The following is a 26962-nucleotide window of genomic DNA, read 5'->3' on the forward strand; positions in this document are numbered from 1 at the left end:
GCCTTTGTGGTCTCGAGGCCGAGGCTATTCATGAGTATCAATGGCGTCATGTAAAAGAAGCCATGTTGCTCGGTGTTCCTGTTGTTCTTTCTGTTCAAACGCGAAGAATCAAGTGCCGTGAGTGTGGCATAAAAACAGAATCTCTATCTTGGTTGGAGCCTTATGCTCGTATAACGAAGCGCTTAAGAAGCTATATAGAACAATTACTGCCTCTTCTTCCTATTAAGCATATCTCCCGGTTAACGAACGTTCATTGGCACACCATTAAAGAGATAGATAAATCCCGACTTAGAAAAGTGGTACCGCCAGTGAAATGGGAGGAGCTAAGGCAACTCGTCATGGACGAGTTCGCCATCTTTAAAGGACATCGATATGCCACGGTCATCGCTGACGCTAAGACACACCAAGTCATTTGGATAGGGTTAGGCCGAAGCCGTAAGGACATACGGCCGTTCTTCGAGCAACTAGGCAAGCATGGCAATAATATCGAAGCGGTCGCAATGGACATGAATACGGCTTTTGATCTTGAAGTTAAAGCACACTGTCCGAACGCAAAAATCGTTTACGACTTATTCCATGTTGTTGCTAAGTTCGGTCGAGAGGTGATGGATAGAGTCAGAGTCGACCAAGCCAACAAACTCAAGCAAGATAAAAAAGCGAGGCAATGGATCAAGCGCTCACGCTGGGTGTTGCTAAAAAACAGGGGTAATTTGAATACACAGCAAAACAGCTATCTTACCGAAATATTGAATATCAATAAGGACTTAATGACCACTTATATACTCGGAGCACAACTCAAAGAGCTTTGGTATTGTGAATCAGAAGTACATGCTAAAGGGCTCTGGGAGGCGTGGTGGGCACAAGTACAAGAGAGTGGAATTAAGCCATTGAAAGAGTTCGCACGAAAACTAAGGCCTTATCTTCACGGCATTATCGCATCTGCGAGTTATCCGCTTAACACCTGCACATTGGAAGGGATAAACAACAAGATAAAGCTAATCAAGCGAATGGGATATGGGTATCGAGATACAGACTACTTCTTCTTGAAGATAAAAGCGGCTTTCCCCGGAAAGCCGCGATGAACCTTTTTTTATTGCCTATTAGCGATTACAGATAACAGATAACAGGTGTTTGAGTATTCGGCTATTATACCGCGCCTTCGAAGCCCATTTGTCGCCATGCTTCAAATGCGATGATTGCTACAGCATTAGATAAGTTTAGGCTGCGTGCGTCGGGCATCATTGGAATACGAATACGTTGTTCCATCGGCATGCTTTCGATGAACTCTGCAGGTAGGCCGCGTGTCTCAGGGCCAAACATCAACACATCGCCTTGTTGGAACTTGGCATCGACGTGGTGACCTGTGGTCTTGGTGGTACACGCAAAAATACGGTAGTCACCTTCACGTTCGTTCTCTAGATACTGAATAAAAGCTTCTAGGTTCTTGTGACGCTTCACACGCGCTAGGTCGTGATAATCCAAACCAGCACGACGCACTTTCTTCTCTTCAAAATCAAAGCCAAGTGGCTCAATCAGGTGCAGGTTTGCGCCGCAGTTAGCACATAGGCGGATGATGTTACCCGTATTGGGTGCAATTTCTGGTTCGTATAGAGCGATATCAAACATGTGGGTTCACAAGAGTAATCAAAGATAGCCAGAGTATAAGGTGGCAAGCTGTGTTAGTACAGTTTGCCACCATCGACTTAGGCTTGCTTGTTGAGTGCCTGCGCGTAGTTTTCTGATACTGCACTCCAGTTGACCACGTTCCACCAAGCGTTGATGTAGTCAGGTCGGCGGTTTTGATAGCTGATGTAGTAGGCATGCTCCCACACATCTAACGCAAGTATCGGTTCACCGTTGCTTGCCACCGTATCCATCCAAGGATTGTCTTGGTTTGAGGTTGAGATGATCTTCAGTTGTCCTTCTTCTACTACCAACCAAGCGAAGCCAGAGCCGAAGGTATTGATTGCCGCTTGAGCGAACTGATCTTGGAATGCTGAAAAATCTCCAAATGTGCTTTTAATCGCCTCACCAAGCTCGCCAGTTGGTTCGCCACCGCCATCTTGCGACATACAGTTCCAATACAAGATATGGTTGTAGTAGCCGCCACCATTGTTGCGCACAGCGGGGCTGTGTTGAGAAATATTAGCGAAGATTTCAGTGAGAGATTGCTGTTCAAGCTCGCTACCAGACACCTCAGCAACAAACTTGTCATAGTATGTTCTATGATGCTTGCTGTAGTGCACTTCCATCGTTTTTGCATCGATGTAGGGTTCTAGAGCATCGTAGGCGTAGGGCAGTTCAGGGAAAATGTGAGACATGGTAAATCCTCCTTAATTAGAGGATTTACCATAATGATAATAACAATCATTATCAACTGTGATCTTTGTGGGGGTATTACAGTGGCAGGATAGGCAGAGTAATTTCGATCTGTAATCCACCGAGTTTACTGCGGCTCGCGGTAATTGTTCCGCTATGTTGACGAATCGCACTCTCGGTAATGGTCAGCCCAAGCCCTGTGCCGCCAGAATTACGGTCACGAGCGGTAGAAACACGGTAGAAAGGTCTGAAGATAGAATCTAGCTCATCATCAGGCACGCCATCACCGTTGTCATTGACGCAAATGGTCAGCTGATCTTGCACTACATGGAATTGCACATCGACTTGGTCTTTACCGTAGTAAATGGCGTTGCGCGTAATGTTGTCTAAGGCACTCATCAGTAGCTTAGGATTACCTGAAATTGAACGCTCAGGGATTTCTGAGAATGTCAGCTCTTTACCCATCTGTTCTGCTTCAAACTGCGCGTCTTTTAAGATCTCTTCCCATAAGCTCGATATCGGCTGAACTTCACGAGTAATGTGGCTATCAACCTGCATGCGAGAGAGGGTCAGTAGTTCACTGATCATCTGTTCCAAGCGTTGCGCTTCTGTATCAATACGCTCGAGTTCTGGGCTCTCTCCTTGCTTACGAATCGCCAGTGCATTGGCCATACGAAGCCGTGTTAAAGGTGAACGCAGCTCGTGTGAGATATCAGAAAGCAAGCGCTGTTGCCCTGAGATCATCTGGTTTACAGCCTCAACCATTTGGTTAAAGCTTTCGCCTGTTTTTCTGAACTCTGCAGTCCCTACTTCTAGTTGAGGGTCAACTTCAAACCGACCATTTTTAACACGCTGTGCTGCTCGTTCTAATTTTCTTGCTGGTTGGCTTAATGCCCAAGCTAACCACAGTAATAATGGGGTACTTACTAGCATCATCGCGAGTAGTAATTGTGATGGGTGATCGAAAAAACGCATAAAGATAGGTGGTGGTTTATTCCATTTTACACCGACAAACATCAAAAGTTTTGAATGAGCTATCTTTATTGGTACAGGGCCTGCAATCATATAGTGAGAGTATAGTTTTCGCTTGGCTTGAGATAGATCTTCAATGCTAGTAATAAAGTGAAGTACGCGAAGTTTTAAACCTTTTTGGTTGGGAATGCTTACGATATTTCTCTCAAGATCTGATAGTACGAGAAAGCGAGGTGGGTAATGCTGTTGATGTTGCTCTTTTTGAATATTTGCTAGAGCCCAATCTAGATCATCAGCTGTACTGTATTTTTCTTCAATGTTGTCACGAGCTTTGAGAATGCGCTGATATTGCTCCTGTGGAATGTCACCAACTACTCTTGGATCAAGATGAGGTAGGGAAAGTACGGCAATTAAAACCAGTAACATCGTGAACCAAAAGATGGCAAAGATACGTCCATATAAGCTAGTGATTTTAGGGATGCGCATTAATCCTCCTCTACCAATAGGTAGCCACGACCACGCAAGGTCTTGATGCGTGATTTGCTATCGCTGCGTTCTGGAATCTTTTTACGTAGGTTAGATATGTGCATGTCTATCGCACGGTCAAATGCTACAAGCCTTTTACCAAGTACATCTAAGCTTAACGCTTCCTTGGTGATCACTTGTCCCGGATTTTGAATAAGGTGGCTTAGTAGAGCGAACTCGGTAGTGGTCAGGTCGATGATCTCGCCATTGCAGTACGCCTCTTGTTTGCCAGGGAATACTTCAATGTCTTGATATTGGATTCTATCGCTGGCGGCTTTTGGAGTGCTCGTGGTTTGCGTGCGGCGCAAGATGGCGCGAATACGTGCGAGTAATTCTCGGTCGCTAAAAGGCTTTGGTAAGTAGTCATCCGCGCCAAGCTCCAGACCGATCACACGGTCGATCTCTTCCCCTTTCGCCGTCAGCATTAGCACAGGCGTTTCCCAATGTTCTCTTAGCTTTTTGAGTGTTTCCATGCCATTCAGACGCGGCATCATCACATCCAAAAGAATCAAATCAATCTCATCATTGATCGCTTCGAGCCCTGCGTAGCCATCATTGGCTTCAGACACAGTGAAGCCCTCAAAACTAAGAATGTCTTTAAGTAAGCTCGTTAGCTCGGTGTCGTCATCAATAAGAAGAATGTTCGCCATGTGAAAGCCTTAATCGGTAGTTTATAGGTTAATAATACTGCTAATTATTCGTCAGCTTTCACTCTTTACGATTCTTTACGCTTTCTAAACGTCACTTTACGAGGGAAAGACTAATCTATATTCAAGCGCTGAGATACAGACGCAATACATGACTTATTATACCGAATTGAGGCAACAATTATGAAAATGACGAAGAAACTTGTACTAGCAGCTGCGGCACTTCCACTTATGTTAGGTACAGCAAGTGCGTATGCATTTGGCGGCGGTGACAAGGGCGACCACAAAGGCATGCACGGTAAATGTGGTGGCTTCGACAAGAAAGTAATGCGTCAACTAGACCTAACTGACGCACAAAAAGAACAGTTAAAAGAGATGCGTGAAGCGAACCGTGCTGAGATGAAAGCAAAACACGCGGGCAACAAGTCAGACAAAATGGCGCAAATGAAAGCGCACCACGAAAAAGTTCAAGCGTTGGTACTAGCTGACAACTTCGATGAAGCTGCAGCAAACGACCTGGCAAGCCAAATGGTTGAGAAGCAAACTGAGCGTCGCGTAGCAATGCTTAAGAAGCAACACGAAATGATGAGCGTGCTAACGGCTGAGCAAAAAACTCAACTGAAAGAAATCCAGCAGGAGCGCATGGCGAAATGTGCTGAAAAGATGGAAAAGCACATGAACAGAGACAAGTAATTCAAAGCTGGGTAAAGCAAGCTTGAATGAAAGTGTTTAAAAAGAAGCGGCCGAGAGCCGCTTTTTTGATCCCTAAAAATGAATGTCTTACATCCTAGCTGTCATATTCAATTGATGGTTTGCAGGTTATACTTTGTGCTATCAGTCACTTTATAGCCAAGTTATGAAACAAGAATACGCACGTTTAGTTACGCTGGCCGCTTGGGCTGCGACCACCATTGCCACTATTTTGTTAATAGTGAAAGTCGCGGCGTGGTGGGTGACCGGTTCGGTGAGCCTGTTGGCTTCCGTAGTCGATTCCATGTTAGATATTGCCGCTTCGGTCGTTAACTTATTGGTGGTTCGATATTCTCTTCAGCCTGCCGACAAAGAACATACCTTTGGTCACGGTAAGGCGGAATCACTCGCTGCATTAGCACAGGCGATGTTTATTTCGGGCTCTGCCTGTTTCCTCATTCTTAATGGTGTGGAGCGCTTCTTTAGACCTCATGATCTAAACTCTCCAGAAATCGGTATTTACGTCAGCTTGTTCGCGATAGTGATGACGTTTGGTCTGGTTCGATTCCAAAAACACGTGGTCCAGAAAACCGGCAGCCAGGCTATTGCTGCGGATTCACTGCATTATCAATCTGACCTGTATATGAATGCTGCCATCATGCTGGCCCTAGGGTTGAGTTGGTTTGGTATTGGTCAGGCGGATTCAGTATTTGCGGTAGGTATTGGTATTTATATTCTTTACAGCGCTTACCAAATGGCGATAGAAGCGATCCAATCTCTGCTTGATCATAAGTTGCCGGATGAAGAGCTAAAACAGATAAAAGAGACATCGTTGAGTGTTGAAGGGGTATTGGGCGTGCATCAACTAAGAACCCGTCGTTCTGGTCCGATTCGTTTCATTCAATTGCACTTAGAGTTGGAAGATGAGATGCCACTTATTGAAGCGCATCGCATTTCTGACGAAGTAGAGGCTAAGCTTATCTCAGTGTTCCCTGATGCTGATGTATTAATTCATCAAGACCCTTATTCGGTGGTGTTTGGGCCTGAGAAGCAACAAAAATTTCATTCGTGGTAACGAGCACGAAAACTAGGCAGCAAATGGTAAGTGGGTGGCTTTTGAACTAGAGTGAGTAGAAATTGCGAACTCTTTGGTGATTCAAAAACCACCTTAGTAACAATTAATGTTGATTCTGATGTGAATCAACAAAGTTACTGAGTAAAACTGTAATACTCTTACAGAAGTAGAAATGTTACATAATTTTTCGCGATTTAAGTGCTATTCCTGTTGAGGAAATGTAACATAACGCACAAATATAGATTTAAAATCTTGTTGATATACAATCAGCAAGAACAAGAATTGAATAATAGATTCCCAAAAATCGAGGGTGAGCATGATTAAGAAGATCGGTGTTTTGACCAGTGGTGGTGACGCTCCGGGCATGAACGCAGCAGTTCGTGGCGTAGTTCGTACCGCGTTATCACTTGGCATTGAAGTTTACGGTATTTACGATGGCTACCAAGGCCTTGTTGAGAACCGTATCGTAAAGCTTGACCGTTCAAGCGTGTCTGATGTGATCAACCGTGGTGGTACTTTCTTAGGCTCTGCACGTTTCCCAGAGTTCAAAGACGTTGCTGTTCGTGAGAAAGGTATCGAGAACCTAAAAGAGCACGGTATCGAAGCACTTGTTGTTATCGGTGGTGACGGTTCTTACATGGGTGCTAAGAAGCTAACTGAAATGGGTTACCCATGTATCGGTCTTCCAGGCACAATTGATAACGATATCGCTGGTACTGACTACACAATCGGTTACCTAACAGCGCTTAACACTGTTATTGATTCTATCGACCGTCTACGTGACACGTCTTCTTCTCACCAACGTATTTCTATTGTTGAAATCATGGGCCGTCACTGTGGTGACCTTACGCTTATGTCAGCAATCGCAGGTGGTTGTGAGTACATCATCACTCCTGAAACTGGTCTAGATAAAGAGCAGCTAATCGGCAACATCCAAGATGGTATTGCTAAAGGTAAGAAGCACGCAATCATCGCTCTAACTGAGTTAATGATGGATGCGAACGAGCTGGCTAAAGAGATCGAAGCAGCAACGGGTCGTGAAACTCGTGCAACGGTTCTTGGTCACATCCAACGTGGTGGTCGTCCTACTGCGTTTGACCGTGTACTTGCTTCTCGCATGGGTAACTACGCTGTTCACCTTCTTCAAGAAGGTCACGGTGGTCGTTGTGTTGGTATCGAAAAAGAAGAGCTTGTTCACCACGACATCATCGACTGTATCGAGAACATGCAGAACCCAGACCGTTCTGAGCTGTTCCGCGTAGCTGAAGAGTTGTTCTAAGCCACGCCGAGTGTAAGCTTATAGAATTTAAAAACCGCTGATTTATCAGCGGTTTTTTTGTGTCTGCTTGCTTAGATTCATAAGTGGCAAGCAACAAAAAAGGTCAACCTAAGTTGACCTTTCATTCAATTTAAACAGTGATGTCTAAATTAAGCTTTTGCTTTAGCTGCTGCTTTAGCGATAGCTGCGAAGCCAGCTGCGTTTAGAGCTGCGCCGCCAACTAGAGCACCGTCGATGTCTGGTTGTGCGAAGTAAGCTTCAGCGTTTTCAGGCTTAACAGAACCACCGTATTGGATGATTACTTGCTCAGCTACTGCTGCGTCTTTTTCAGCGATCATTGCACGGATAGAAGCGTGGATGCGTTGTGCATCTTCAGCTGTTGCTGCTTTACCAGTACCGATAGCCCAGATTGGTTCGTAAGCGATGATTGCGCCGTTTAGAGCTTCAACACCGTAAGCGTCGATAACTGCGTTGATTTGACGTGCACATACTGCTTCAGTTTCGCCAGCTTCGTTTTGCTCGTCAGATTCACCGATACAGAAAACAGGCTTCAGGCCGTTTTCTTGTAGGAATTTGAATTTCTTAGCGATGAACTCGTCTGATTCGTTGTGGTATTCACGACGCTCAGAGTGACCGATGATGATGTGAGTCGCACCGAAGTCTTTCAGCATTTCTGGAGACATGTCGCCAGTGAAAGCACCGCTGTTGTTTAGGTCAGTGTTTTGAGCACCTAGGATGATTTTGTTACCGCCTTCAGCGATTAGACGCTCAGCTAGATCGATGTAAAGTGCTGGTGGAGCTACTGCTACGTCTACACCTTCAACGCCTTCAAGTTCAGCGTTAAGACCAGTTAGCAGCTCAGTTACCATTGCTTTGCTACCGTTAAGTTTCCAGTTACCCATCACTACAGGACGACGCATAGGAATATCTCCGTATTTAATCAATTAATGTAAAAAATCTTCGTAAGAATATAACAGATAAAACGCGTTAGATCATGATTGTGGTCATGTCTTTATGGGATCTTATCGATTGGTCAGAGTAGATACTGACCTTATATCAGTGATCCGACAGACAGAATAATAGCTAACTTCTCGGTTTTTTCATCGTTAGTTGGTATTAAAGGACAAACGTTTGCGTTAACAATAGGAAGTAATAATGCCGAATCTAGTTCTAGAGTACTCAAATTCAGTGGACGAGCGAGTGAATATCCAAGGTTTACTAGAAGATCTTCATCAAGTTACATTAAACTGTGGCTTGTTTGATATTCCGTCTGTGAAATCACGTTCTCTGCGTTGTCATAACTGGCTAGTCGGTGATGAAGAAGACAGTGTGGACTTTATTCATATTAGCTTTGAGTTACTTTCCGGGCGTGCCGAAGAACAGAAACGGGAATTGTCACGCTCGTTAATGCAAATCTTACAAGAACAGGCGAGCCATGTTCGAAGCCTAACGGTTAATATTCGCGATATGGATAAAAGCTGTTTTCAGAAAGTGATTAACTGATTCGCTTAAGAAAGTGATAAACGGGCTATTAGCTGCTAACTTTTTGGTAGCATATTAATTTTTTGGGTATTTTTAGATGTCGATGAAAGATTTACTGCTCTCTTTCAAAGGGAGAATTGGTCGTAAGACTTACTGGATGTGGAACATTTTCTACTATGTTGCGATCACCGGTTTTGCCTCTGGTATTTCGGTACTGTTTCCAGCGTACTCTTATATCCTACTACCAATCTTCTTGTTGCTCCTGGTGATTCCAGACTTAGCGGTAACGGCCAAGCGTTGGCATGACCGTAACAAGTCTAACTACTGGCTACTATTGAATGTTCCGTTGGTACTAGGGCGCTTGGCTTCGCCTGCTGCTGCAACAACGGTGGATTCTGTATCACCAATGCACATGGTGGCAACGGTAGCAGCATTAGTGTGTGGTTTATGGATTTTGATTGAATGTGGTTTGTTGAAAGGCACAGAAGGCCGCAACGATTACGGCGAAGATCCAGTATAAGAGTTTTCAGCCGTTAACATAAAGGGAGCATTAGGCTCCCTTTTTGCTTTCTGGAGGTGTCTGAACTAGTACATTTTGGGTTCAGTGTTAGGTCTAAATGGAACCACATTTTCTGGCTGAGGCTCTTCTAAGGTACAGCGCCCTTGGAGTGCGTCTTGGAACTTGCAAACCTGACATCGCAGCTCTTGCATTAGCACGACATTGACGTGGTGAGGGTTTTTACAACGGCTGACGACTAAATCGAGATGGCTTTGTTGAGCGCGAAGTCTGCCTTGCATACTTTCAGAAGCGGAGCAGATCATCTGCTCACACATCTGGTGTTTGAATTGGTTGAATGCTTTAGGATCGTTTTGAGCAAGTTGAACCAGTTCATCAAAAGGGGGCAGTTTCTGCTCTGGTTGTGGATGTGCCATCATTCCTTCCTTAGCATTAAGCATGTTTCATATGCTTTAAGCTTAAGAAAGATTTTTGTATAAATTTTGTCCGATCTTTTGATTTCTCAATATTGAGACAAGATCAATAGCTTAGCGTTAAGCGGTAGCGACAGGTACCAAGGTGTAGGTACAGCGTCGTTCGCCAGCAATAATATGCTCAGTTCGGCTGACATGGCACTCATCTTTTAGTAGCTCGGTGAACACGTTGAGCTCAGATTGACACAAGCTTGGGCAACGAGTCGCCGCCTTACAAATAGGGCAGTGGTTTTCAATCAAGATGTAGTGATCGTCGTGTTCTTTCAGTTCTGCCATGTAGCCTTCTTCTTCACGAAGTTGGGTGAGCTTTTCCAACTTACTGATTAGATTTTCACAATCAGACAGGGCAGATTGATACTGTTTTAAGGTGTGTTGTTCACGCTCGGCAGCGACTTTAGCTAGGCCTTCTTTTCCGAATAGATTCTCTACCGCATCGATGACTTGAATCGTAAGCTCACCATGACGGTCTGAAAACTGACTATGACCGTGCTGAGTAAGAGACCAATGACGAGTCGGACGACCGACTTTCACTTTGACGTCATGAAACGCGAGAATGCCATCATCTTCCAGGCTTTGCAGATGTTGCCTTGCACCCATTGTCGTCATGCCAAACTCTTCTGACAGCTGTTTGGCCGTTACCGCGCCTTGACGCTTAATGGTCTGTAAGATTTTGTCGCTTGTTTTCATACTATCCCTACCTCATGAACCTTACTATTATGAGGCAAGGTGTTTATAAAGCAAACCATTTACTATTTTGACAGTTACTGACCTATCAATCGCAATGGTGAGAACCTGACAGGGCAATAAAACAAAAGGCTGATACTTGGTATCAGCCTTTGAATATTCTGTTTCACTCGATATGAGGATTACAGGATATGACCAACCACTTCTGGGTCTTTGCGCTCTAGGTAGTGGATTGATTTGATGCGGCGAATCGTACGGCAGCGGCCACGGATAAGCAGGGTTTCGGTTGTCGCGATATTGCCTTGACGAGAAATACCTTCTAGCAGGTCACCCTTAGTGATGCCCGTTGCTGAGAATACCACGTTGTCGCTGCGAGCCATGTCTTCCATCTTCAACACGATACCAGCGGTTACGCCCATTTCAGCACAACGCTCTAGCTCAAGTTCACCGTGTTTACGGTTCTCCTCTGTATCGCCTTTCACTTCGTGACGAGGCAGCAGACGACCGTGCATGTCACCGTCTAGCGCGCGAATTACTGCGGCAGAAACTACACCTTCAGGTGCGCCGCCAATGCAGTACATTACGTCGACTTCGCTGTCTGGCATACAGGTTAGGATAGATGCAGCTACATCACCGTCTGGCACTGCGAATACACGAACGCCCATCGCTTGCATCTCTGCAATCACTTGATCGTGACGTGGTTTAGCTAGTGTGGTTACTACCAGTGTATCGAGTGTTTTACCCAAAGCCTTAGCAATGTTTACTAGGTTTTCTTTTAACGGTAGAGTTAAGTCGATAGCGCCTTTAGCACCAGGGCCAACTACTAATTTTTCCATGTACATATCAGGCGCTTTTAGGAAGCTACCTTTCTCGCCTGCAGCCAATACTGCCAATGCATTTGATTGGCCCATTGCTGTCATGCGCGTCCCTTCAATTGGGTCAACTGCGATGTCGACAGCGTCGCCGCCTACACCTACGTTTTCGCCGATATAAAGCATAGGTGCATCATCGATTTCACCTTCACCAATAACAATCTCACCGCTGATTTCGGTTTTGTTGAGTAGGCTACGCATGACTTCTACAGCAGCGCCATCTGCAGCGTTTTTGTCGCCACGGCCAAGCCACTTGTAACCAGCCAGTGCTGCACCTTCTGTGACACGAGAGAATGACATTGCTAAATCGCGTTTCATGCGGACTCCAAAATTTTCAAAGGGGGAATAGAAATTTCGCGGCGGATTTTACCATATCCAAAAGGAAACGTTTGCCTTTTTGCTTTTTGCAGATTGCTTTTGATCAATGAGCAGTGAAAAACCGCTAATATTCATCAAAATAATTGGTTTGCGAGTGTGGCTGTAAGAATTAACGTCAATATTCGGTAAAAAGCGCTGTTTTTTTCATCGAATGGCGCAAAATATCGAATATATTGAGTGTTTATCCTTGCTCTGCTGAGTAGAATGGGGAAATAAGTGGAGTGAACCTTCACCATCAAATGGATAACTTAAAGGTAGGCCAGAATGTCTTTTGAAGTACTAGAGCAACTAGAAGCAAAAATTCAAACAGCAGTAGATACGATTGCACTTCTTCAAATGGAAGTGGAAGAGCTTAAAGAAGAGAAACAAGCACTAGCAACAGAAGCTGGTGAACTGAAAGCAAGCCGTCAAGAGCTAGAGCAAAAAACTCAGCAGATGCAAGAAGAGCACTCTGCATGGCAAGATCGCATCCGTAACCTTCTTGGTAAAATGGATGAAGTAGAGTAATTCACTCTTCAGATTTAAAAAAACGCCCGCTACTCAGTAGCGGGCGTTTCTGTTTGTGTTCTTGGTTATTGTGAGTGACTTATGAGGAGCAAGGGTTACTCGACTTCTTCTTCATCAGCATCGAGGTCAAGTTCAACGTCTAAAGGTTCGGCTGAAAGAATAATGCCCGTATTGTCGGCGTAGAGGTAATCTTCCGGTAAGAAGGTTACGCTGCCAAAGTTAACGGGTACATCTAGCTCACCGACACCATCTTGGCTTGCTCCTACAGGAATAGAAGCCAGCGCTTGAATACCTAGGTTCATGTCTTCCAGCTCATCGACTTCGCGAACGCAGCCATACACCACAATACCTTCCCACTCATTGTCTTCGGCAAGTAGGGCCATTTCGGCATCAATCAGTGCTTTACGCAGTGAGCCGCCACCATCGATTAACAACACACGCCCTAGACCGTCTTGCTCTAGTACCGAGCGAATCAAAGCGTTGTCTTCAAAGCACTTTAATGTCGTGATCTGTCCTGCGAAAGAGGCACGTCCACCAAAGTTGCTGAACATTGGCTCCACGACATCAACTTGATCTAAATATATGTCGCACAGTGCTGAAGTGTTGTATTCCATTAGTATACCTTTTGAACAATGAGCTTACTTTGAGTATATCGGTGCTTGATCCCTTTGCAATGATTAGTCTCAATTAACTCAATAGAGTTTGAGCTACGACAACCCCTGCAAACAATAGGTTAGTAACCAGCGAGCATTTCACAATCACAGGCATCATAGGTGCTATTTGAGCGGGTTTTTCGGTTTCCCAAACGGCCTTACCGTGCTTGTAGACAATCACAATACTCAACAAAAATGGCAGGCTGATCCAGACCGGTTTCTCTTGAATCAGTAGGTAGATAGCAAAAGAGACCAGTGCTAACCCAAGTAGCGTAAAGTGGTAATGCTTGGCTTTACGTTGTCCTAGGCGAACCGCCATTGTGCGTTTGCCACATTCACTGTCGTTTTCAATATCACGCATGTTGTTGATATTAAGTACTGCAACCGCCATCAATCCACAGCCTAACGCAGGAAGGAAGAGGCTTGGTTCCACATGGCCAGTGTGTAGGAAGTAAGTACCTGAAACGCCTAATAAGCCAAAGAAGATAAATACCGATAAGTCGCCAAGGCCGATATAGCCATAAGGCTTATTACCCACGGTGTAAGCGATAGCGGCAACAATGGCCAATACACCTAACGCAATGAAAGAAAGAATGCTTTCAATCGAGGTTAAGGCATGAAAAATCAGAATCAGACCAGCAATCACAGTAAACACGATGTTGAGGATGATCGCCTGCTTCATGGTTTTGGCGGTTACCGCACCCGACTGCATGGCACGCATTGGGCCTAAGCGGTTTTCATTGTCTGTGCCTTTTACTGCGTCACCGTAGTCATTCGCCAAGTTCGACAAAATCTGTAATAGGGTGGCGGTTAAAAAGGCCAACAGAGCGATCGATAAAGAGAACTGATCGTTGGCGAACGCTAAACTACTTCCTGTAAGAATAGAGACGAGTGCGAGAGGCAGAGTTTTTGGTCGTGCGGCATCAAGCCAAATCATTAGAGATTGTTTCATCGTAAGTCTATTTCGTTGTAAGGACGCCTTGATTAGCAGGGCGCCTATATTGTAAGTATTGGTTTCATGCGGTGATTTGAGTATACGCCCATTTTTCAGGTAATAAAAAGCCCACTCGAAAGTGGGCCTTGAATTCGCTTATTAGCTGCTATTTCTTTGAGATAGAGCAATAAGTTGGAGTTTCGTGTGCTACAGGATGAAGCGGCTTAGGTCTTCGTCTTCAACGAATTCACCAAGCTTCGAGTTCACGTAGGCTTCATCGATCACTAGCGTGCTACCAGCTTTGTCTGTTGCATCGAATGAAATCTCATCCATCAAACGCTCCATCACAGTGTGTAGACGACGTGCACCGATGTTCTCAGTGGTTTCGTTTACGCGCCATGCTGCATCCGCGATCTGGTTGATGCCGTCTTCAGTAAACTCAATGTTCACATCTTCCGTCTTCATTAGGGCAATGTATTGCTCTGTCAGAGATGCTTTTGGCTCAGTTAGAATGCGTTTGAAGTCATTCGCTGAAAGCGCTTCAAGTTCTACACGAATAGGTAGACGACCTTGTAGCTCAGGGATTAGGTCTGATGGCTTAGCCACTTGGAATGCACCCGATGTGATGAATAGGATGTGGTCCGTTTTCACCATACCGTGCTTAGTTGATACTGTGCTGCCCTCGATAAGAGGCAGTAGGTCACGTTGAACGCCTTCACGAGATACGTCTGGACCTGAGCTGTCGCCACGCTTACAGATTTTATCGATCTCATCGATGAATACGATACCGTTGTTTTCAGCGTTGAAGATCGCGTTTTCTTTCAGCTCTTCCTGGTTCACAAGCTTAGCGGCTTCTTCTTCCGTTAGGGCTTTGAATGCGTCTTTGATTTTCATCTTACGCTTTTTCTTGGTGTCGCCAGCTAGGTTTTGGAACATACCTTGTAGCTGGTTAGTCATCTCTTCCATGCCTGGAGGTGACATGATTTCAACGCCCATTTGTGGTGCTGCTACATCGACTTCGATCTCTTTGTCGTCTAGCTTACCTTCGCGCAATTTTTTGCGGAAAATTTGGCGAGTGTTTGAAGAGGTTGTGTCTTCGCTTGATTGCTCATTCTGACCCCAAGCATCACGAGCTGGTGGTAGTAGGGCATCAAGAATGCGCTCTTCCGCTTGCTCTTCAGCGCGGAATTGCACTTTCTTCATCGCTTGCTGGTGCGTCATTTTGATCGCAACGTCCGTTAGGTCGCGGATGATGGTCTCAACTTCTTTACCTACGTAGCCAACTTCGGTGAACTTAGTCGCTTCTACTTTGATGAACGGTGCATTTGCTAGCTTCGCTAGGCGGCGAGCAATCTCTGTTTTACCAACACCCGTAGGGCCGATCATTAGAATGTTTTTTGGTGATACTTCAACACGCAGGCTCTCTTCAAGCTGCATACGACGCCAGCGGTTACGCAGTGCGATAGCAACTGAACGCTTAGCGTTGTCTTGACCGATAATGTGGCGATTGAGTTCGTGAACAATTTCGCGAGGAGTCATCTCAGACATGGTTTTTCCTTAATTCTTTAATCACTGTTGATACAAGTTTGGGTAGAAGCGTTTGTTATTCTGGCTTTGGCAGTTCAACAGTGCTTTCTAGCTCTTCAACAGTGTGGTGATGGTTGGTGAACACACAGATATCGCCTGCAATATTCAGCGACTTTTCTGCGATTTCACGTGCATCTAAATCAGTATTTTCTAATAGTGCCGTAGCCGCTGCTTGAGCGAAGTTACCGCCTGAACCGATAGCGATTAGGTCGTTCTCTGGTTGAACAACATCACCGTTACCTGTGATGATCAGTGAAGCGGTTTCGTCAGCTACCGCGAGTAGTGCTTCTAATTTACGTAGAGCACGGTCACTACGCCAATCCTTCGCTAGCTCAACGGCAGCTTTGGTCAGATGGCCTTGGTGCATTTGCAGCTTGCTTTCAAATTTTTCGAATAGCGTGAAAGCATCAGCGGTACCGCCAGCAAAACCAGCCAGTACTTTATCATTGTATAGGCGACGCACTTTACGGGCATTGCCCTTCATTACCGTGTTGCCTAGAGATACTTGTCCATCACCCGCGATGACGACTTTATTATTACGACGTACAGATACTATGGTAGTCACGAGTAGGGCCTCTTAATGTTCTTATCTTTGGGTATAAAAAGTATATGAGGATGGTGCTCGGATAATTCAAGGAACCGTGAGTGATGTCGTGCAACTTATCGGTGTAAGTTTGAAAGAAGATAGAAAAAGCGATAAATAAAAAGAAAGCCTCCACAATGGGAGGCTTTCGTTATTTGTCTTTTTTGCGACTGCTTTACTGGATCTATTCGGTGTCTTTCCAGATGGCGCAAGGCTCGATTTTAGCACGCTGCAGCTTGTGGCGGTCTCGCTCTGCATCACGCTTAAGCTTGTATGGCCCTAGTACCACGCGGTACCAGCTGCTGCCATCTTTCTTACGGATTTCACTCGAGATACCTTGGAAGGCGATATCCAACTTACGTGCTTCTGCCTGTGCTGACGTTTTGTAAGCGCCACATTGCATGATGTAAGGGATCTTAGAGATCTCTTGCTCTTTGGCTTTTACTTCGATTTCGCGACTTGGCAGCGTTTCAACGTAGTCCCATTTCTCTTCTGGAGGTGGTGGAATCACTTTGGCTGGTTTTGGCTTCGGTGTTGGTTTACTCACTACTGGAGCCGGTGCTGGTGGCTCTGGGTCATTACTCAATAGGTAAAGTCCGTAACCAAACCCGCCAACAAGGAGGATCGCCAAAAGACCACTACGCCATGGTTTACGGCGAGGGGCTTGTTTTTTGGTCGGTTTTTTCGTGCCACGACCACGCTTCACATAATCTCTATTAGCCACAAGACAATTCAGTAGTTGGTAATTCTGCTCTCATGGTAATCCAGATTGCGCGAGGATAATAGTGTAGAAATGGAAGCGGCACATCAAAATGTGCCGCAGATTTATATGGGTATTTCGAAGATTTACATTCGAGGTGGTGCAGTACTGCCTCGAACCACTAGGCTGGCTTCTAGCAGACGCGAACCTGCTTGCACATCGTTGCCTTTTAGTAGGTCTAGCATCATCAACATTGCTTGGCGTCCAATCTCATAACGAGGTTGAGAAATGGTGGTTAGCGGTGGATCGCAGTACTGAGCGAATTGAATATCATCAAAGCCAACAACAGATAAATCTTGAGGCACTCGTAAACCGAGTTTCTTGGCTTCTTGAATCGCACCAATTGCCATCGCATCGTTGTGACAGAAAATAGCGGTCGGCTGCTCTGGTAGCGCTAACAGTTGACGAACCGCTTGAGCACCCGCTTCGAAGGTAAAATCACCGATGGTGCTGTAGGCTGGGTTCATTGACACGCCAGCACGACGCAGCGCTTGTTGGTAACCTTGCTGACGGAACTTACATAGGGTTGCTGACATTGGGCCAGAGATTTGAGCGATACGCTTATGACCCAATTGAGCAAGGTAGTTCACGGCTTCGAATGCAGAAGTCAGGTTATCGATGTGTACCGTAGGCAGTTCTAGCTCTGGTGCGAACTCACACGCCATTACCATAGGAGGTAGGTTCTTTTGCTCAGACTTGCTGACATCGAACGGGTGGTCGGTGCCTAGTAGTAGCATGCCATCTGCTTGTTTGGTGAAGACGAGATTAACAAACGAAGACTCGCGTTTTTTCTGTTGGCCGCTGTCACCCAGCAGAACGAGGTAATCATTTTCGACAGCAGCATCTTCGATACCACGAATGATTTCTGCGAAATACGGGTCACAGATATCAGGAACGATAGTAATGATGGTTTTTGATTCGTTGCGACGTAAATTTCTAGCTAATGTATTGGGTGAGTATCCAGCTTCAAGTACGGCTGTTTCCACTCGTTTGCGAGTCGAAACTGAGACTTTCTCAGGATTCATCAAAGCTCGTGATACGGTAGCCGTTGAGACGCCTGCTAGCTGGGCAACATCCTTCATTGTCGCCATAAATTAAACCCTCTTTTAAGTTCCTTTGCTGCCTAAGTATCTAAGGCGTGAATAATAAATGTAATCGAATAGATATTATGAAAGTGTTGCTAACACTTTTTTTATTGCAATATTTTATTCGTTTCATCTGCGTAAAGTTACGGCTAGATTAACAAAAATCACATGACTCGTGTGAACTTGCTCACGAGAAATATGAAATATTTGTGAACAAACTTATCATTAGTTTTAACCCGAAGGGGTTTAGCTCAAGTCTTGCGGCTCTATATCGAGCGACCAACGAACTTTTTTCGCGGCGGGTAACATATTAATTGCCGGCTTCGCACTCATTAATAGCTTCTGCATAAGTGAGCGAGTTTGGGTTTGCAAAATCAACTGCCAGCGAGATTTACCCGCTCGCTTCGCCAGTGGCGCAGGGGTTGGGCCTAACACCATGCAATATTGGTCAAACAGTGGGTGTGATTCCAGTGTATGACGAACCTGACGTAGGAACTCTTCCACCAAGCGTGTGTCGTTCGCCTCTGCTCTAAATAGCGTCATAAAGGTGTAAGGTGGCAACATCGCTTGTTTACGCTCTGCTAAGGCCGTTTGAGCAAAGTGGTTATAGTCTTTGTGCAGCAATGCTTGCAGTAATCCGTGCTCTGGGTGGTGCGTTTGTAAGATCACCTCACCAGGCTTACTCGCACGACCTGCGCGACCTGCCACTTGAATGAACAACTGAGCAAGACGCTCAGAGGCTCGGAAGTCACTGCTGTATAAAGAGCCATCGACATCTAATAACGCCACGAGTGTCACGTCAGGGAAGTGGTGGCCTTTAGCTAACATCTGGGTGCCGATAAGGATCTGGTATTCACCTTTGCGAATCGATTCGAGTGCGCTCTCTAGGCTGCCTTTACGGCGAGTGCTGTCACGGTCAATACGAATGGTTTTGTATTCTGGGAATAGCTGACCAAGTTGCGCTTCCAACTGTTCGGTACCCACTCCGACCGTGACCAAGTTTGCTGAACCACAGCCTTGGCAGTTATGCACAATATGTTGCTGCGAGCCACAATGGTGGCAGCGCATTTCGTTGCTGTATTGGTGATAGGTGTAGTAGGCATCACAGCGCTTACACTCGGCTGTCCAACCACAATCGTGACACATCAATGCCGGAGAAAACCCTCGGCGGTTGAGGAACAGCATCACTTGGTTGCCAGATTTCAGGTGTCGTTGCATCTCGGCGATCAATGATGCAGACAAGCCACTTTCTAGGTATTCACCTTTCACATCCAACACTTTATTGGTGGTGGGTAGTGCGACACCGGCACGTGAGGTCAGAGTCAGGTGGCTGTACTTACCGATTTGCGCGTTGTGCAGTGTTTCGAAAGCTGGGGTTGCAGAGCCTAATACCACTGGAATCTGCGCTTTGTGCGCACGCATGATCGCCACATCACGAGCATGGTAGCGTAGGCTATCTTGCTGCTTATATGAGGCGTCGTGTTCTTCATCGACAATAATAATGCCCAAATCGGCAAACGGCGTGAACAGAGCTGAGCGAGTACCTATCACAATGCCGGCAATTTTATCGCGAGCCGATAACCACGCATTTAGGCGCTCTGAATCGTTTAGACCTGAGTGGACAACCTCAACAGGCACATTAAAGCGTCGCTTAAAGCGGTTAATGGTTTGTGGTGTTAGGCCAATCTCTGGTACCAGCACTAACGCTTGTTTACCCTGGTCGAGAATCGGCTTAATCATATTTAGGTAGACTTCCGTCTTGCCTGAACCCGTGACACCTTCTAACAGGAAGCAACCAAAGCTGTTTTGACTATTTACCGTTGCAATTGCGATGGCTTGCTCTTCGTTGAGCTTAGGTTTGTCCTGGTCGTTTTCGAGGTCGGCTGGCCATGGCTGTCGTTTCGGCTTCTTCTCAACCGATTCAATCCAACCTTTTTCTCCCAGTGTTTTGAGAACAGCGCTGCCTACCTCTTGGTCGATGAACTCTTGATGAGGAACGGCACCGTGCTCCAACATGTGCATGACTTTAGCTTGCTTGACCGCGCGACCAAAGCCTTGCATTAACTGATCTCTGCCTGACGGCGTTAGCTGCCACTCAACCAAAGTTGCGAAGTCTGCCGCTTTGCCTTTGCGTAAAGCTCTGGGTAGGGCATTGGCAAAGGTTTCGCCAAGTGGGTATTGATAGAACTGACTGCACCACGTTAATAGTGAGTAGACAGAGTCCGGCCAAACCGGCTGGTTATCTAGCAACGCTTTAATCGGTTTGAGTTTGTCTAGTTCGAATTCTGATTCGTTAACCAGAGCCGTGACAATCCCAGTTAAGGTTTGTCGTCCAAAAGGCACAGAGACTCGACCACCAATAATCGGAAATAGGTGGCTTGGAATCTTGTAATCGAACTGCTTGTCGAGTGGGACAGGCAGCGCCACACGGGCAATCATTGGACGCATAAAGGGACGGCTTTATCTGAGTTGACGAGAGCGAACAGTCTAAAGGATAAGGCGGTTAAATTCGAGAAACAGTTTGGCTGACAAGGGGAAGTGAGTGCCTGAAAGTCGCTGCCGCCAAAGAATTTCAATAGATGAAGAAAATAATATCAATATTGGCGAAAAATGTATCAAATCAGTTGATCCTACTTCACAGATTCATTACTATACTGCGCCTTAAAGGTATGGCTTCGTCGCGCTTTAGTGATGAGCGGTGTCTTTATTTCTTTTTTAAACTACGTGTGGTGTGCGGCTTAGAATCGTATAGCGACACGGCCTACTTGAGGTTATCCCATGAAAGCTGGAATCCACCCAGAATACAAAGCAGTTACTGCTACTTGTTCTTGCGGCAACACTTTTGAGTTCAACTCAACGCTAGCAAAAGAATCAATCCACCTAGACGTATGTGACAAATGTCACCCGTTCTACACTGGTAAGCAACGTATCGTAGATACAGGCGGCCGTGTTGATCGCTTCAACAAGCGTTTCGGTGCTCTTTCTAGCAAGAAGTAATTCTCGCTATTTAGACATAAAAAGGACACTTCGGTGTCCTTTTTTGTTGCCTGAAATTTGAGAAAATACAGACTTTCCCCTCAAGCTTTCATTCTCTCCTACACCAAGCAGCTTGCCTCTATATTGAAGGGTAATTCTTCGCTTATTACTCATCACTGCAAATCCGCTCGAAAGTTCAACAAGCGATAGTAATTTCAACTGCTCACTGGTCTTATTAGTAGTGAAATCTCGTTTTTTAATGAGACAGAGGCCTTTACCACCTAGGAACTTTGAAGTACATCCATTAACATGAACAAGATCCCCCTAATAATAATATCCTAGGAACCTACACCTATGTCTGAAGACAGCCGCCAAGATCAATCCTCTCAAGAATTATCACCTCAAGAACAATTCCGTCAGCAAGCTCTTGATTATCATGAGTTCCCAATTCCAGGCAAAATTGCCATTGAGCTGACGAAGCCTGCAAACTCTGCAGAAGACCTAGCACTTGCATACAGCCCAGGCGTGGCTGAGCCTGTTCGTGAGATCGCACAGAACGTTGATAACGTTTATAAGTACACAGGTAAAGGCAACATGGTTGCAGTTATCTCTAACGGTACTGCGATTCTTGGCCTAGGTAACCTTGGTCCAATTGCTTCTAAACCAGTAATGGAAGGTAAAGCGCTACTGTTTAAGCGTTTCGCTGGTTTAGATTCTATCGATATTGAAGTAAAACACCGCACAATCGATGAGTTTGTCGATACAGTTGCGAACATCGCAGATACATTCGGCGGTATCAACCTAGAAGACATCAAAGCACCAGACTGTTTTGAGATTGAACGTCGCCTGATTGAGCGTTGTGATGTACCAGTATTCCACGATGACCAACACGGTACTGCGATCGTAACAGCAGCAGGTATGCTGAACGCGATCGAGCTTCAAGGTAAGAAGCTAGAAGAGTGTAAGATCGTTTGTTTAGGTGCTGGCGCAGCGGCGGTTGCGTGTATGGAGCTACTGATTAAGTGTGGCGCTCAGCGTGAGAAGATCTACATGCTTGACCGTAAGGGTGTGATCCACACTCGTCGTGATGATCTGAACGAATACAAAGAACTATTCGCAAACAACACAGATAAGCGTACGCTTGAAGATGTTATCGAAGGTGCTGACCTATTCTTGGGCGTATCAGGCCCTAACCTACTACCGGCAGAAGCACTAACATTAATGGCTGATAAGCCAGTTGTGTTTGCATGTTCAAACCCAGATCCAGAGATCAAGCCTGAGCTTGCTCACGAAGTTCGTTCTGACCTTATTATGGGTACAGGCCGCAGTGATTACCCTAACCAAGTAAACAACGTACTTTGTTTCCCATTCATTTTCCGTGGTGCACTTGATGTGCGTGCAAGCGAAATCAATGACGAAATGAAGCTTGCAGCGGTTAAAGCCATTCGTGAACTGGCGAAAGAAGAAGTGCCAGCGGAAGTATTAAAAGCAGCGGGTGAGACGTCACTTGAGTTCGGTAAGGGTTACATCATTCCTAAGCCAATGGACCCACGTTTACTTCCTCGCGTAGCGAAAGCAGTAGCAGAAGCGGCCGTTGAATCTGGCGTTGCGCGTATCGAGATGCCTGCTAACTACATGGCATAGAAGCATATGGCATAGCGACTGGATGGAGTAGTCGCTTGTTATAGCGGTTGCTCCATAGAGCACAAATAATAAAAAACCGACTCATCTGGAGTCGGTTTTTTTATGTCTCTTATTCACAGAACACTGATAAGACGAATCAGTAATGTGAACATTCAGCTAAAGCGAATCAATATTGAAGGCAGTGACTGAGTTATTGTTATTCTTCGTCAAACGCTTCGAACTCGATGCCCATTTCTGTCATCAGTTTTTTCACTTCAGCAGGGATATCATCTGGGCGGTCTTTACGAAGGTCTTCATCTGTTGGCAGTGGTTGGCCTGTGTACGCATGTAGAAAAGCTTCACACAGTAGCTCACTGTTTGTTGCATGGCGCAGGTTGTTGATCTGGCGGCGAGTACGCTCGTCAGTAAGCACCTTTAGCACTTTTAAAGGGATAGAAACTGTAATCTTCTTTACTTGTTCGCTTTTCTTTCCATGCTCAGCATATGGGCTTATGTATTCACCATTCCAGTCGGCCATTGCGTACCTTCATCACTTTAGTTGTTAGATTAAATTAATAGTGGTGATTTTAGCGGGATTTACCGCCATAAGCAAAGACATATAGACGTCTAGAAGTGTTGACGTCTCACGTTTATGAAAGTAAAGTGGATAACATATATCTAACACAGCCGCAAAATGCCGACAAGCAGCTGTGACTCTCAGACGCAAACTTGTAAGGAAGCACCTATGAGCAGCCGGAAGCCAGCAACAATCGCAGTACGTACTGGTATCGAGTCAGACACGCAACACCATGCCGTTGTCCCACCTATTTATCTTTCGACTAACTATGGGTTTCCCGCTTTTGGTGAAGTGCCAAAGTACGATTACACCCGTTCAGGTAACCCAAACCGCGGTTTATTAGAAACGGCACTGTTTGAGCTTGAATCGGGCAAAGGTGCAGTGGTTACTAACTGCGGTACTTCTGCACTTAACTTATGGGTTTCTGCTTTCTTAGGCAGTGATGATCTGATTGTCGCACCACACGACTGCTATGGTGGTACTTACCGTTTGTTTAACACTCGCTCACTAAAAGGTGACTTCAAAGTTCTGTTTGTTGATCAATCGGATCAAGCGGCACTGGATGCGGCGATCGCGCTTAAGCCAAAGTTGATCTTAATTGAAACACCATCGAATCCTTTAGTTCGTGTAGTTGATATTGCAGAAACTTGCCGTAAAGCGAAAGAGGTTGGTGCTCTGGTTGCTGTCGACAATACATTTTTGACACCAGTGTTCCAAAAGCCTTTAGAGCTGGGTGCGGATTTTGTTATCCACTCAACGACTAAATACATCAACGGACATTCAGATGTGATTGGTGGTGTGGTGATCACTAAAACAGAAGAGCACGCTGAAGAGCTAGCATGGTGGGGTAACTGTATTGGTGCGACCGGCACACCATTTGATAGCTACATGACGCTACGTGGCATTCGTACGTTAGGTGCTCGTATGCGAGTTCACGAAGAGAGTTCACGTGAAATTCTGGCGTCTCTGCAGCAGCAAGATCTCGTTGGTACAATTTACCACCCAAGCCTTCCTGAACACCCAGGTCATGATATCGCGAAGAAGCAGCAGTCTGGCTTTGGTTCAATGCTGAGTTTTGAGTTTGCGGGCTCATTCGAGGCGCTTAAGTTCTTTGTCGATAAGTTAGAGCTGTTCTCTTTGGCGGAGTCGCTGGGCGGTGTTGAAAGCTTGATTTGTCACCCTGCGTCGATGACGCACCGTGCGATGGGTGAAGAAGCACTGGCAGAAGCGGGCGTTTCTCAACAGTTGCTGCGTCTTTCTGTTGGCCTTGAAGATGCTGAAGATTTGATTGATGACCTCAAGCAAGCGTTTGAAAAAACACAAGGCTTTATCGCTGAAGGGGAGGGGTAACAATGGCAGCCTTTCGCCAGCTACATAAATTTGGTGGTAGCAGTTTAGCAGACCCTGAGTGTTACTTACGCGTGGTCAACATTCTTAGAGAGTATTCATCAGCAACAGACTTAGTGGTTGTTTCGGCAGCAGGCAAAACCACTAACCGTTTGATTGAGTTTGTAGAAGCGCTTGATAAAGATGGGCGTATTGCTCATGAGTGCCTACAAACCCTTCGTCAGTTCCAGCTTGAACTGATTGAAGCACTGCTTGAAGGTGAGCCTGCAGAGCAACTTACGGCGACTATCCAACAAGAATTTACCGCTTTGGGCGAGCTAACGGCTCCTCTAAGCGAAGCACAAAAAGCGCAAGTCCTAGGTCACGGTGAAGTTTGGTCTTCACGTCTGTTAGCTGCTTTGTTGTGCCAACATGATTTACAAGCTGTCGCACAAGATGCTCGTGCTTTCTTACGTGCAGAAGTGGGCGCTCAGCCTGAAGTGGAGCGTGCTCGTTCTTATCCTCTGATTAAAGAAGCGTTAGCGCAACATGCCCATTGTCGTGTGGTGATTACCGGCTTTATGGCGCAAAATACTGAAGGTGAAACCGTATTACTTGGTCGCAATGGTTCAGACTATTCAGCAACCGTGATTGGCGCTTTAGCTGAAGTGGATCGCGTAACGATTTGGAGTGATGTAGCAGGCGTATACAGTGCTGACCCTCGCTTGGTGTCGGATGCGTGTTTACTGCCTCTACTTCGTCTTGATGAAGCGAGTGAACTCGCTCGTCTTGCCGCACCTGTGCTTCATAGCCGCACACTACAGCCAGTCGCGCAAAGTGCGATGGATCTGAGCTTGCGTTGCAGCTATCAGCCAGAGGCGGGCTCTACACAGATAGAGCGTGTATTGGCATCGGGTCGTGGTGCAAAAATCATTACCTCTCTGGATGAAGTGCTGATTGTGCAACTGACGTTTGGTCACGGGCACGATTTCGACCGTCTAGAAAGTGAGGTGCTTGAAGGGCTTAAGCGTGCTCAACTAGAGCCGCTGGCTTATGAGCTAGAACCGGATCAACACTGCTTGCGTCTCGCGTATACAGAAGAGATCGCTGGTGGCGCTCTAGAGTACCTACAAGATCACGCGATTGAAGCTGAGATTAAGCTGAAAGAGGGCTTCTCTCTTATTGCTGCTGTAGGTGCGGGCGTAACGAAGAACCCTAACCACTGCTACGGTTTTTATCAGCAGCTAAAGAGTTCATCGGTTGAGTTTATCTCTGAAGCGAACTCTGGTCTGAGTTTAGTGGCAGTGATTCGTAAGAGTGAAACATCGAGCCTAGTGAAGGGCATTCACTCTCAACTATTCCAAGCGCAGAAGCGTGTTGCGATTGCCTTGTGTGGTAAGGGTAACATTGGTTCAAGCTGGTTAAGTCTGTTTGCTGAGCAAAAGGCTGAGCTCGAAAAGCGTCGCGGAATGAACTTTGAATTGGTTGCTGTGGTTGATAGCCAAACCTATTGGTTCGACGACCAAGGTATCGATGCAACCTCTGTCGGTGAGCGCTTTGATGACGAAGCGATTGCTAACAATGGAAACGACTGGCTGGAGCGTTTAGGCTCTATTCAGGGCTACGACGAAGCTGTGGTTTTGGATGTTACTGCCAGCCAAGCTCTTGCAGAAAAGTATCTACAGATTGCTCAGCAAGGCATTCACTTGATCTCGGCGAACAAGGTGGCAGGCTCCGCATCAAGCGAGTATTACCATCAGGTTCAAGATGCGTTTGCTAAGATCAGCCGTCACTGGTTGTACAACGCGACCGTTGGTGCGGGCTTACCAATTAACCACACGGTACGTGACCTACGTGAAAGTGGCGACGATATTATTGCGCTGTCGGGTATCTTCTCAGGCACTTTGTCTTGGTTGTTCCAGCAGTTTGATGGCACGGTGCCGTTCAGCGAGCTGGTGGATTTAGCATGGCAACAAGGCCTGACAGAACCAGACCCTCGTGCTGACCTCGATGGTTCAGATGTGATGCGTAAGTTGGTGATTCTGGCTCGTGAGTCGGGCTTAGATATCGAACCTGAAAACGTAAAAGTGGAATCACTGGTCCCTGAAGAGCTGCAAGACCTATCGGTGGATGACTTCTTTGACAAAGCTTCTGTGCTGAGTGAGGAGTTGGCTGAGCGTTTGGAGAAAGCGCATTCTCAGCAAAAGGTACTACGTTACGTCGCGCGTTTAGAGAAGAACGGCAAAGCAACCGTAGGTGTTGAAGCGTTATCGAAAGAGCACGCTCTGGCGAACTTGCTGCCTTGCGACAATATCTTTGCGATTGAGAGTAAATGGTACAAAGATAACCCATTGGTTATTCGTGGCCCAGGTGCTGGACGTGAAGTGACGGCTGGTGCAATTCAGTCTGATTTGAACCGAATGTCGAGCCTGTTCTAA

27 protein-coding genes are annotated in these 26962 nt (G+C 46.0%); 11 read left to right on the top strand and 16 right to left on the bottom strand.

Translation table 11 applies throughout. The features are described from left to right. Positions 1-1082 (top strand): ISL3 family transposase (locus JC606_RS09570; RefSeq protein ID WP_198778502.1); only part of this gene is annotated, 1082 nt, incomplete at its 5' end. A 64-nt stretch (positions 1083-1146) separates the two neighbouring features. On the opposite strand, the gene trmL is transcribed toward JC606_RS09570, so the two are convergent. The 4 genes from trmL to JC606_RS09590 all read right to left on the bottom strand — a co-directional run bounded on the left by trmL (position 1147) and on the right by JC606_RS09590 (position 4466). After that, a complete protein-coding gene (gene trmL / locus JC606_RS09575; RefSeq protein ID WP_063525226.1) occupies positions 1147-1626 on the bottom strand; it encodes a tRNA (uridine(34)/cytosine(34)/5-carboxymethylaminomethyluridine(34)-2'-O)-methyltransferase TrmL in 480 nt (159 codons plus the stop codon). 77 nt (positions 1627-1703) lie between these two features. After that, positions 1704-2321, bottom strand: a complete 618-nt coding sequence (locus tag JC606_RS09580; protein ID WP_198778503.1) for a superoxide dismutase — start codon at positions 2319-2321, stop codon at positions 1704-1706. 76 nt (positions 2322-2397) lie between these two features. Beyond that, entirely contained in the window at positions 2398-3777 is a 1380-nt protein-coding gene (gene cpxA / locus JC606_RS09585; protein WP_137406917.1) for an envelope stress sensor histidine kinase CpxA, read from the bottom strand. Then, entirely contained in the window at positions 3777-4466 is a 690-nt protein-coding gene (locus tag JC606_RS09590) for a response regulator (protein WP_198778504.1), read from the bottom strand. The genes cpxA and JC606_RS09590 overlap by 1 nt, the downstream gene beginning before the upstream one ends. A gap of 180 nt (positions 4467-4646) precedes the next feature. Here JC606_RS09590 and JC606_RS09595 point away from each other — a divergent pair, with 180 nt between their 5' ends. From JC606_RS09595 to pfkA, 3 genes are all read left to right on the top strand, one after another. Then, a complete protein-coding gene (locus JC606_RS09595; protein ID WP_102424384.1) occupies positions 4647-5156 on the top strand; it encodes a CpxP family protein in 510 nt (169 codons plus the stop codon). Positions 5157-5319: 163 nt separating this feature from the next. Then, positions 5320-6228 carry a CDF family cation-efflux transporter FieF gene (gene fieF / locus JC606_RS09600; protein WP_102424382.1) on the top strand — a complete coding sequence of 303 codons (909 nt, stop codon included), beginning with the start codon at positions 5320-5322 and terminating at the stop codon, positions 6226-6228. Positions 6229-6544: 316 nt separating this feature from the next. Then, on the top strand, positions 6545-7507 hold the full coding sequence (pfkA, locus tag JC606_RS09605; protein WP_063525232.1) for a 6-phosphofructokinase: 963 nt from the start codon (positions 6545-6547) through the stop codon (positions 7505-7507). 149 nt (positions 7508-7656) lie between these two features. On the opposite strand, the gene tpiA is transcribed toward pfkA, so the two are convergent. Next, entirely contained in the window at positions 7657-8427 is a 771-nt protein-coding gene (tpiA, locus tag JC606_RS09610; protein ID WP_061033606.1) for a triose-phosphate isomerase, read from the bottom strand. A 235-nt stretch (positions 8428-8662) separates the two neighbouring features. Between tpiA and JC606_RS09615 the strand changes: the two genes are divergently transcribed. Then, complete coding sequence (locus tag JC606_RS09615; RefSeq protein WP_198778505.1) at positions 8663-9010, top strand: 5-carboxymethyl-2-hydroxymuconate Delta-isomerase; 348 nt, start codon at positions 8663-8665, stop codon at positions 9008-9010. A 76-nt stretch (positions 9011-9086) separates the two neighbouring features. Further along, positions 9087-9509 carry a DUF805 domain-containing protein gene (locus JC606_RS09620; RefSeq protein WP_102424380.1) on the top strand — a complete coding sequence of 141 codons (423 nt, stop codon included), beginning with the start codon at positions 9087-9089 and terminating at the stop codon, positions 9507-9509. A gap of 65 nt (positions 9510-9574) precedes the next feature. Here the strand turns inward: JC606_RS09620 and JC606_RS09625 are convergent, their stop codons facing one another. The 3 genes from JC606_RS09625 to glpX form a co-directional block, all read right to left on the bottom strand. Further along, complete coding sequence (locus JC606_RS09625; protein WP_102424378.1) at positions 9575-9922, bottom strand: DUF3135 domain-containing protein; 348 nt, start codon at positions 9920-9922, stop codon at positions 9575-9577. 117 nt (positions 9923-10039) lie between these two features. Beyond that, positions 10040-10666 (bottom strand): helix-turn-helix transcriptional regulator, encoded by a 627-nt coding sequence (locus JC606_RS09630; RefSeq protein WP_061033608.1) that lies wholly within the window; start codon positions 10664-10666, stop codon positions 10040-10042. Between the two features lie 179 nt (positions 10667-10845). Next, complete coding sequence (gene glpX / locus JC606_RS09635) at positions 10846-11853, bottom strand: class II fructose-bisphosphatase (RefSeq protein WP_137406915.1); 1008 nt, start codon at positions 11851-11853, stop codon at positions 10846-10848. A 324-nt stretch (positions 11854-12177) separates the two neighbouring features. Here glpX and zapB point away from each other — a divergent pair, with 324 nt between their 5' ends. Continuing rightward, positions 12178-12420, top strand: coding sequence for a cell division protein ZapB (zapB, locus tag JC606_RS09640; RefSeq protein WP_004737134.1), 243 nt, complete (start codon positions 12178-12180; stop codon positions 12418-12420). A 95-nt stretch (positions 12421-12515) separates the two neighbouring features. Here the strand turns inward: zapB and rraA are convergent, their stop codons facing one another. The 7 genes from rraA to priA form a co-directional block, all read right to left on the bottom strand. Next, positions 12516-13034, bottom strand: coding sequence for a ribonuclease E activity regulator RraA (rraA, locus tag JC606_RS09645; protein WP_004737135.1), 519 nt, complete (start codon positions 13032-13034; stop codon positions 12516-12518). 73 nt (positions 13035-13107) lie between these two features. Then, the gene (locus JC606_RS09650; RefSeq protein ID WP_137406914.1) at positions 13108-14025 is read right to left on the bottom strand and encodes a 1,4-dihydroxy-2-naphthoate polyprenyltransferase; all 918 of its coding nucleotides are present in this window, start codon (positions 14023-14025) and stop codon (positions 13108-13110) included. 189 nt (positions 14026-14214) lie between these two features. Then, complete coding sequence (gene hslU / locus JC606_RS09655; protein ID WP_137406913.1) at positions 14215-15555, bottom strand: HslU--HslV peptidase ATPase subunit; 1341 nt, start codon at positions 15553-15555, stop codon at positions 14215-14217. Between the two features lie 55 nt (positions 15556-15610). Further along, positions 15611-16159, bottom strand: a complete 549-nt coding sequence (gene hslV / locus JC606_RS09660) for an ATP-dependent protease subunit HslV (protein ID WP_004737138.1) — start codon at positions 16157-16159, stop codon at positions 15611-15613. Positions 16160-16361: 202 nt separating this feature from the next. Continuing rightward, positions 16362-16901: a cell division protein FtsN gene (gene ftsN, locus JC606_RS09665; RefSeq protein WP_032498450.1), complete on the bottom strand. Its 540-nt coding sequence runs from the start codon at positions 16899-16901 to the stop codon at positions 16362-16364. Between the two features lie 122 nt (positions 16902-17023). Next, on the bottom strand, positions 17024-18028 hold the full coding sequence (gene cytR / locus JC606_RS09670; protein ID WP_004737140.1) for a DNA-binding transcriptional regulator CytR: 1005 nt from the start codon (positions 18026-18028) through the stop codon (positions 17024-17026). 240 nt (positions 18029-18268) lie between these two features. Further along, entirely contained in the window at positions 18269-20470 is a 2202-nt protein-coding gene (gene priA / locus JC606_RS09675; protein ID WP_137406911.1) for a primosomal protein N', read from the bottom strand. Positions 20471-20800: 330 nt separating this feature from the next. Between priA and rpmE the strand changes: the two genes are divergently transcribed. Further along, entirely contained in the window at positions 20801-21019 is a 219-nt protein-coding gene (gene rpmE / locus JC606_RS09680) for a 50S ribosomal protein L31 (RefSeq protein WP_004737142.1), read from the top strand. Positions 21020-21352: 333 nt separating this feature from the next. Next, complete coding sequence (locus JC606_RS09685) at positions 21353-22642, top strand: malic enzyme-like NAD(P)-binding protein (RefSeq protein ID WP_008219668.1); 1290 nt, start codon at positions 21353-21355, stop codon at positions 22640-22642. Positions 22643-22838: 196 nt separating this feature from the next. Here JC606_RS09685 and metJ read toward each other — a convergent pair whose 3' ends face one another. Beyond that, positions 22839-23159 (bottom strand): met regulon transcriptional regulator MetJ, encoded by a 321-nt coding sequence (metJ, locus tag JC606_RS09690; protein ID WP_004415993.1) that lies wholly within the window; start codon positions 23157-23159, stop codon positions 22839-22841. 207 nt (positions 23160-23366) lie between these two features. On the opposite strand from metJ, the gene JC606_RS09695 reads away from it, so the two are divergent. Both JC606_RS09695 and JC606_RS09700 read left to right on the top strand, forming a co-directional pair. Next, positions 23367-24548 carry an O-succinylhomoserine (thiol)-lyase gene (locus JC606_RS09695; protein WP_137406909.1) on the top strand — a complete coding sequence of 394 codons (1182 nt, stop codon included), beginning with the start codon at positions 23367-23369 and terminating at the stop codon, positions 24546-24548. 2 nt (positions 24549-24550) lie between these two features. Further along, positions 24551-26962: a bifunctional aspartate kinase/homoserine dehydrogenase II gene (locus tag JC606_RS09700; protein WP_137406908.1), complete on the top strand. Its 2412-nt coding sequence runs from the start codon at positions 24551-24553 to the stop codon at positions 26960-26962.

Origin of the sequence: Vibrio sp. IB15 (assembly GCF_016406055.1) — a bacterium.
Classification (GTDB): Bacteria; Pseudomonadota; Gammaproteobacteria; order Enterobacterales; family Vibrionaceae; genus Vibrio; species Vibrio chagasii.

What these genes read in the sequence shown, in the direction of transcription:
- glpX (WP_137406915.1), bottom strand. Translation starts at nt 11,853, where the DNA reads ATGAAACGCGATTTAGCAATGTCATTCTCTCGTGTCACAGAAGGTGCA.
- cytR (WP_004737140.1), bottom strand. Translation starts at nt 18,028, where the DNA reads ATGGCGACAATGAAGGATGTTGCCCAGCTAGCAGGCGTCTCAACGGCT.
- rraA (WP_004737135.1), bottom strand. Translation starts at nt 13,034, where the DNA reads ATGGAATACAACACTTCAGCACTGTGCGACATATATTTAGATCAAGTT.
- JC606_RS09590 (WP_198778504.1), bottom strand. Translation starts at nt 4,466, where the DNA reads ATGGCGAACATTCTTCTTATTGATGACGACACCGAGCTAACGAGCTTA.
- pfkA (WP_063525232.1), top strand. Translation starts at nt 6,545, where the DNA reads ATGATTAAGAAGATCGGTGTTTTGACCAGTGGTGGTGACGCTCCGGGC.
- JC606_RS09625 (WP_102424378.1), bottom strand. Translation starts at nt 9,922, where the DNA reads ATGGCACATCCACAACCAGAGCAGAAACTGCCCCCTTTTGATGAACTG.
- zapB (WP_004737134.1), top strand. Translation starts at nt 12,178, where the DNA reads ATGTCTTTTGAAGTACTAGAGCAACTAGAAGCAAAAATTCAAACAGCA.
- JC606_RS09650 (WP_137406914.1), bottom strand. Translation starts at nt 14,025, where the DNA reads ATGAAACAATCTCTAATGATTTGGCTTGATGCCGCACGACCAAAAACT.
- rpmE (WP_004737142.1), top strand. Translation starts at nt 20,801, where the DNA reads ATGAAAGCTGGAATCCACCCAGAATACAAAGCAGTTACTGCTACTTGT.
- hslU (WP_137406913.1), bottom strand. Translation starts at nt 15,555, where the DNA reads ATGTCTGAGATGACTCCTCGCGAAATTGTTCACGAACTCAATCGCCAC.
- cpxA (WP_137406917.1), bottom strand. Translation starts at nt 3,777, where the DNA reads ATGCGCATCCCTAAAATCACTAGCTTATATGGACGTATCTTTGCCATC.
- JC606_RS09685 (WP_008219668.1), top strand. Translation starts at nt 21,353, where the DNA reads ATGTCTGAAGACAGCCGCCAAGATCAATCCTCTCAAGAATTATCACCT.
- JC606_RS09695 (WP_137406909.1), top strand. Translation starts at nt 23,367, where the DNA reads ATGAGCAGCCGGAAGCCAGCAACAATCGCAGTACGTACTGGTATCGAG.
- tpiA (WP_061033606.1), bottom strand. Translation starts at nt 8,427, where the DNA reads ATGCGTCGTCCTGTAGTGATGGGTAACTGGAAACTTAACGGTAGCAAA.
- fieF (WP_102424382.1), top strand. Translation starts at nt 5,320, where the DNA reads ATGAAACAAGAATACGCACGTTTAGTTACGCTGGCCGCTTGGGCTGCG.
- metJ (WP_004415993.1), bottom strand. Translation starts at nt 23,159, where the DNA reads ATGGCCGACTGGAATGGTGAATACATAAGCCCATATGCTGAGCATGGA.
- JC606_RS09615 (WP_198778505.1), top strand. Translation starts at nt 8,663, where the DNA reads ATGCCGAATCTAGTTCTAGAGTACTCAAATTCAGTGGACGAGCGAGTG.
- JC606_RS09620 (WP_102424380.1), top strand. Translation starts at nt 9,087, where the DNA reads ATGTCGATGAAAGATTTACTGCTCTCTTTCAAAGGGAGAATTGGTCGT.
- JC606_RS09630 (WP_061033608.1), bottom strand. Translation starts at nt 10,666, where the DNA reads ATGAAAACAAGCGACAAAATCTTACAGACCATTAAGCGTCAAGGCGCG.
- JC606_RS09595 (WP_102424384.1), top strand. Translation starts at nt 4,647, where the DNA reads ATGAAAATGACGAAGAAACTTGTACTAGCAGCTGCGGCACTTCCACTT.
- JC606_RS09700 (WP_137406908.1), top strand. Translation starts at nt 24,551, where the DNA reads ATGGCAGCCTTTCGCCAGCTACATAAATTTGGTGGTAGCAGTTTAGCA.
- priA (WP_137406911.1), bottom strand. Translation starts at nt 20,470, where the DNA reads ATGCGTCCAATGATTGCCCGTGTGGCGCTGCCTGTCCCACTCGACAAG.
- trmL (WP_063525226.1), bottom strand. Translation starts at nt 1,626, where the DNA reads ATGTTTGATATCGCTCTATACGAACCAGAAATTGCACCCAATACGGGT.
- JC606_RS09580 (WP_198778503.1), bottom strand. Translation starts at nt 2,321, where the DNA reads ATGTCTCACATTTTCCCTGAACTGCCCTACGCCTACGATGCTCTAGAA.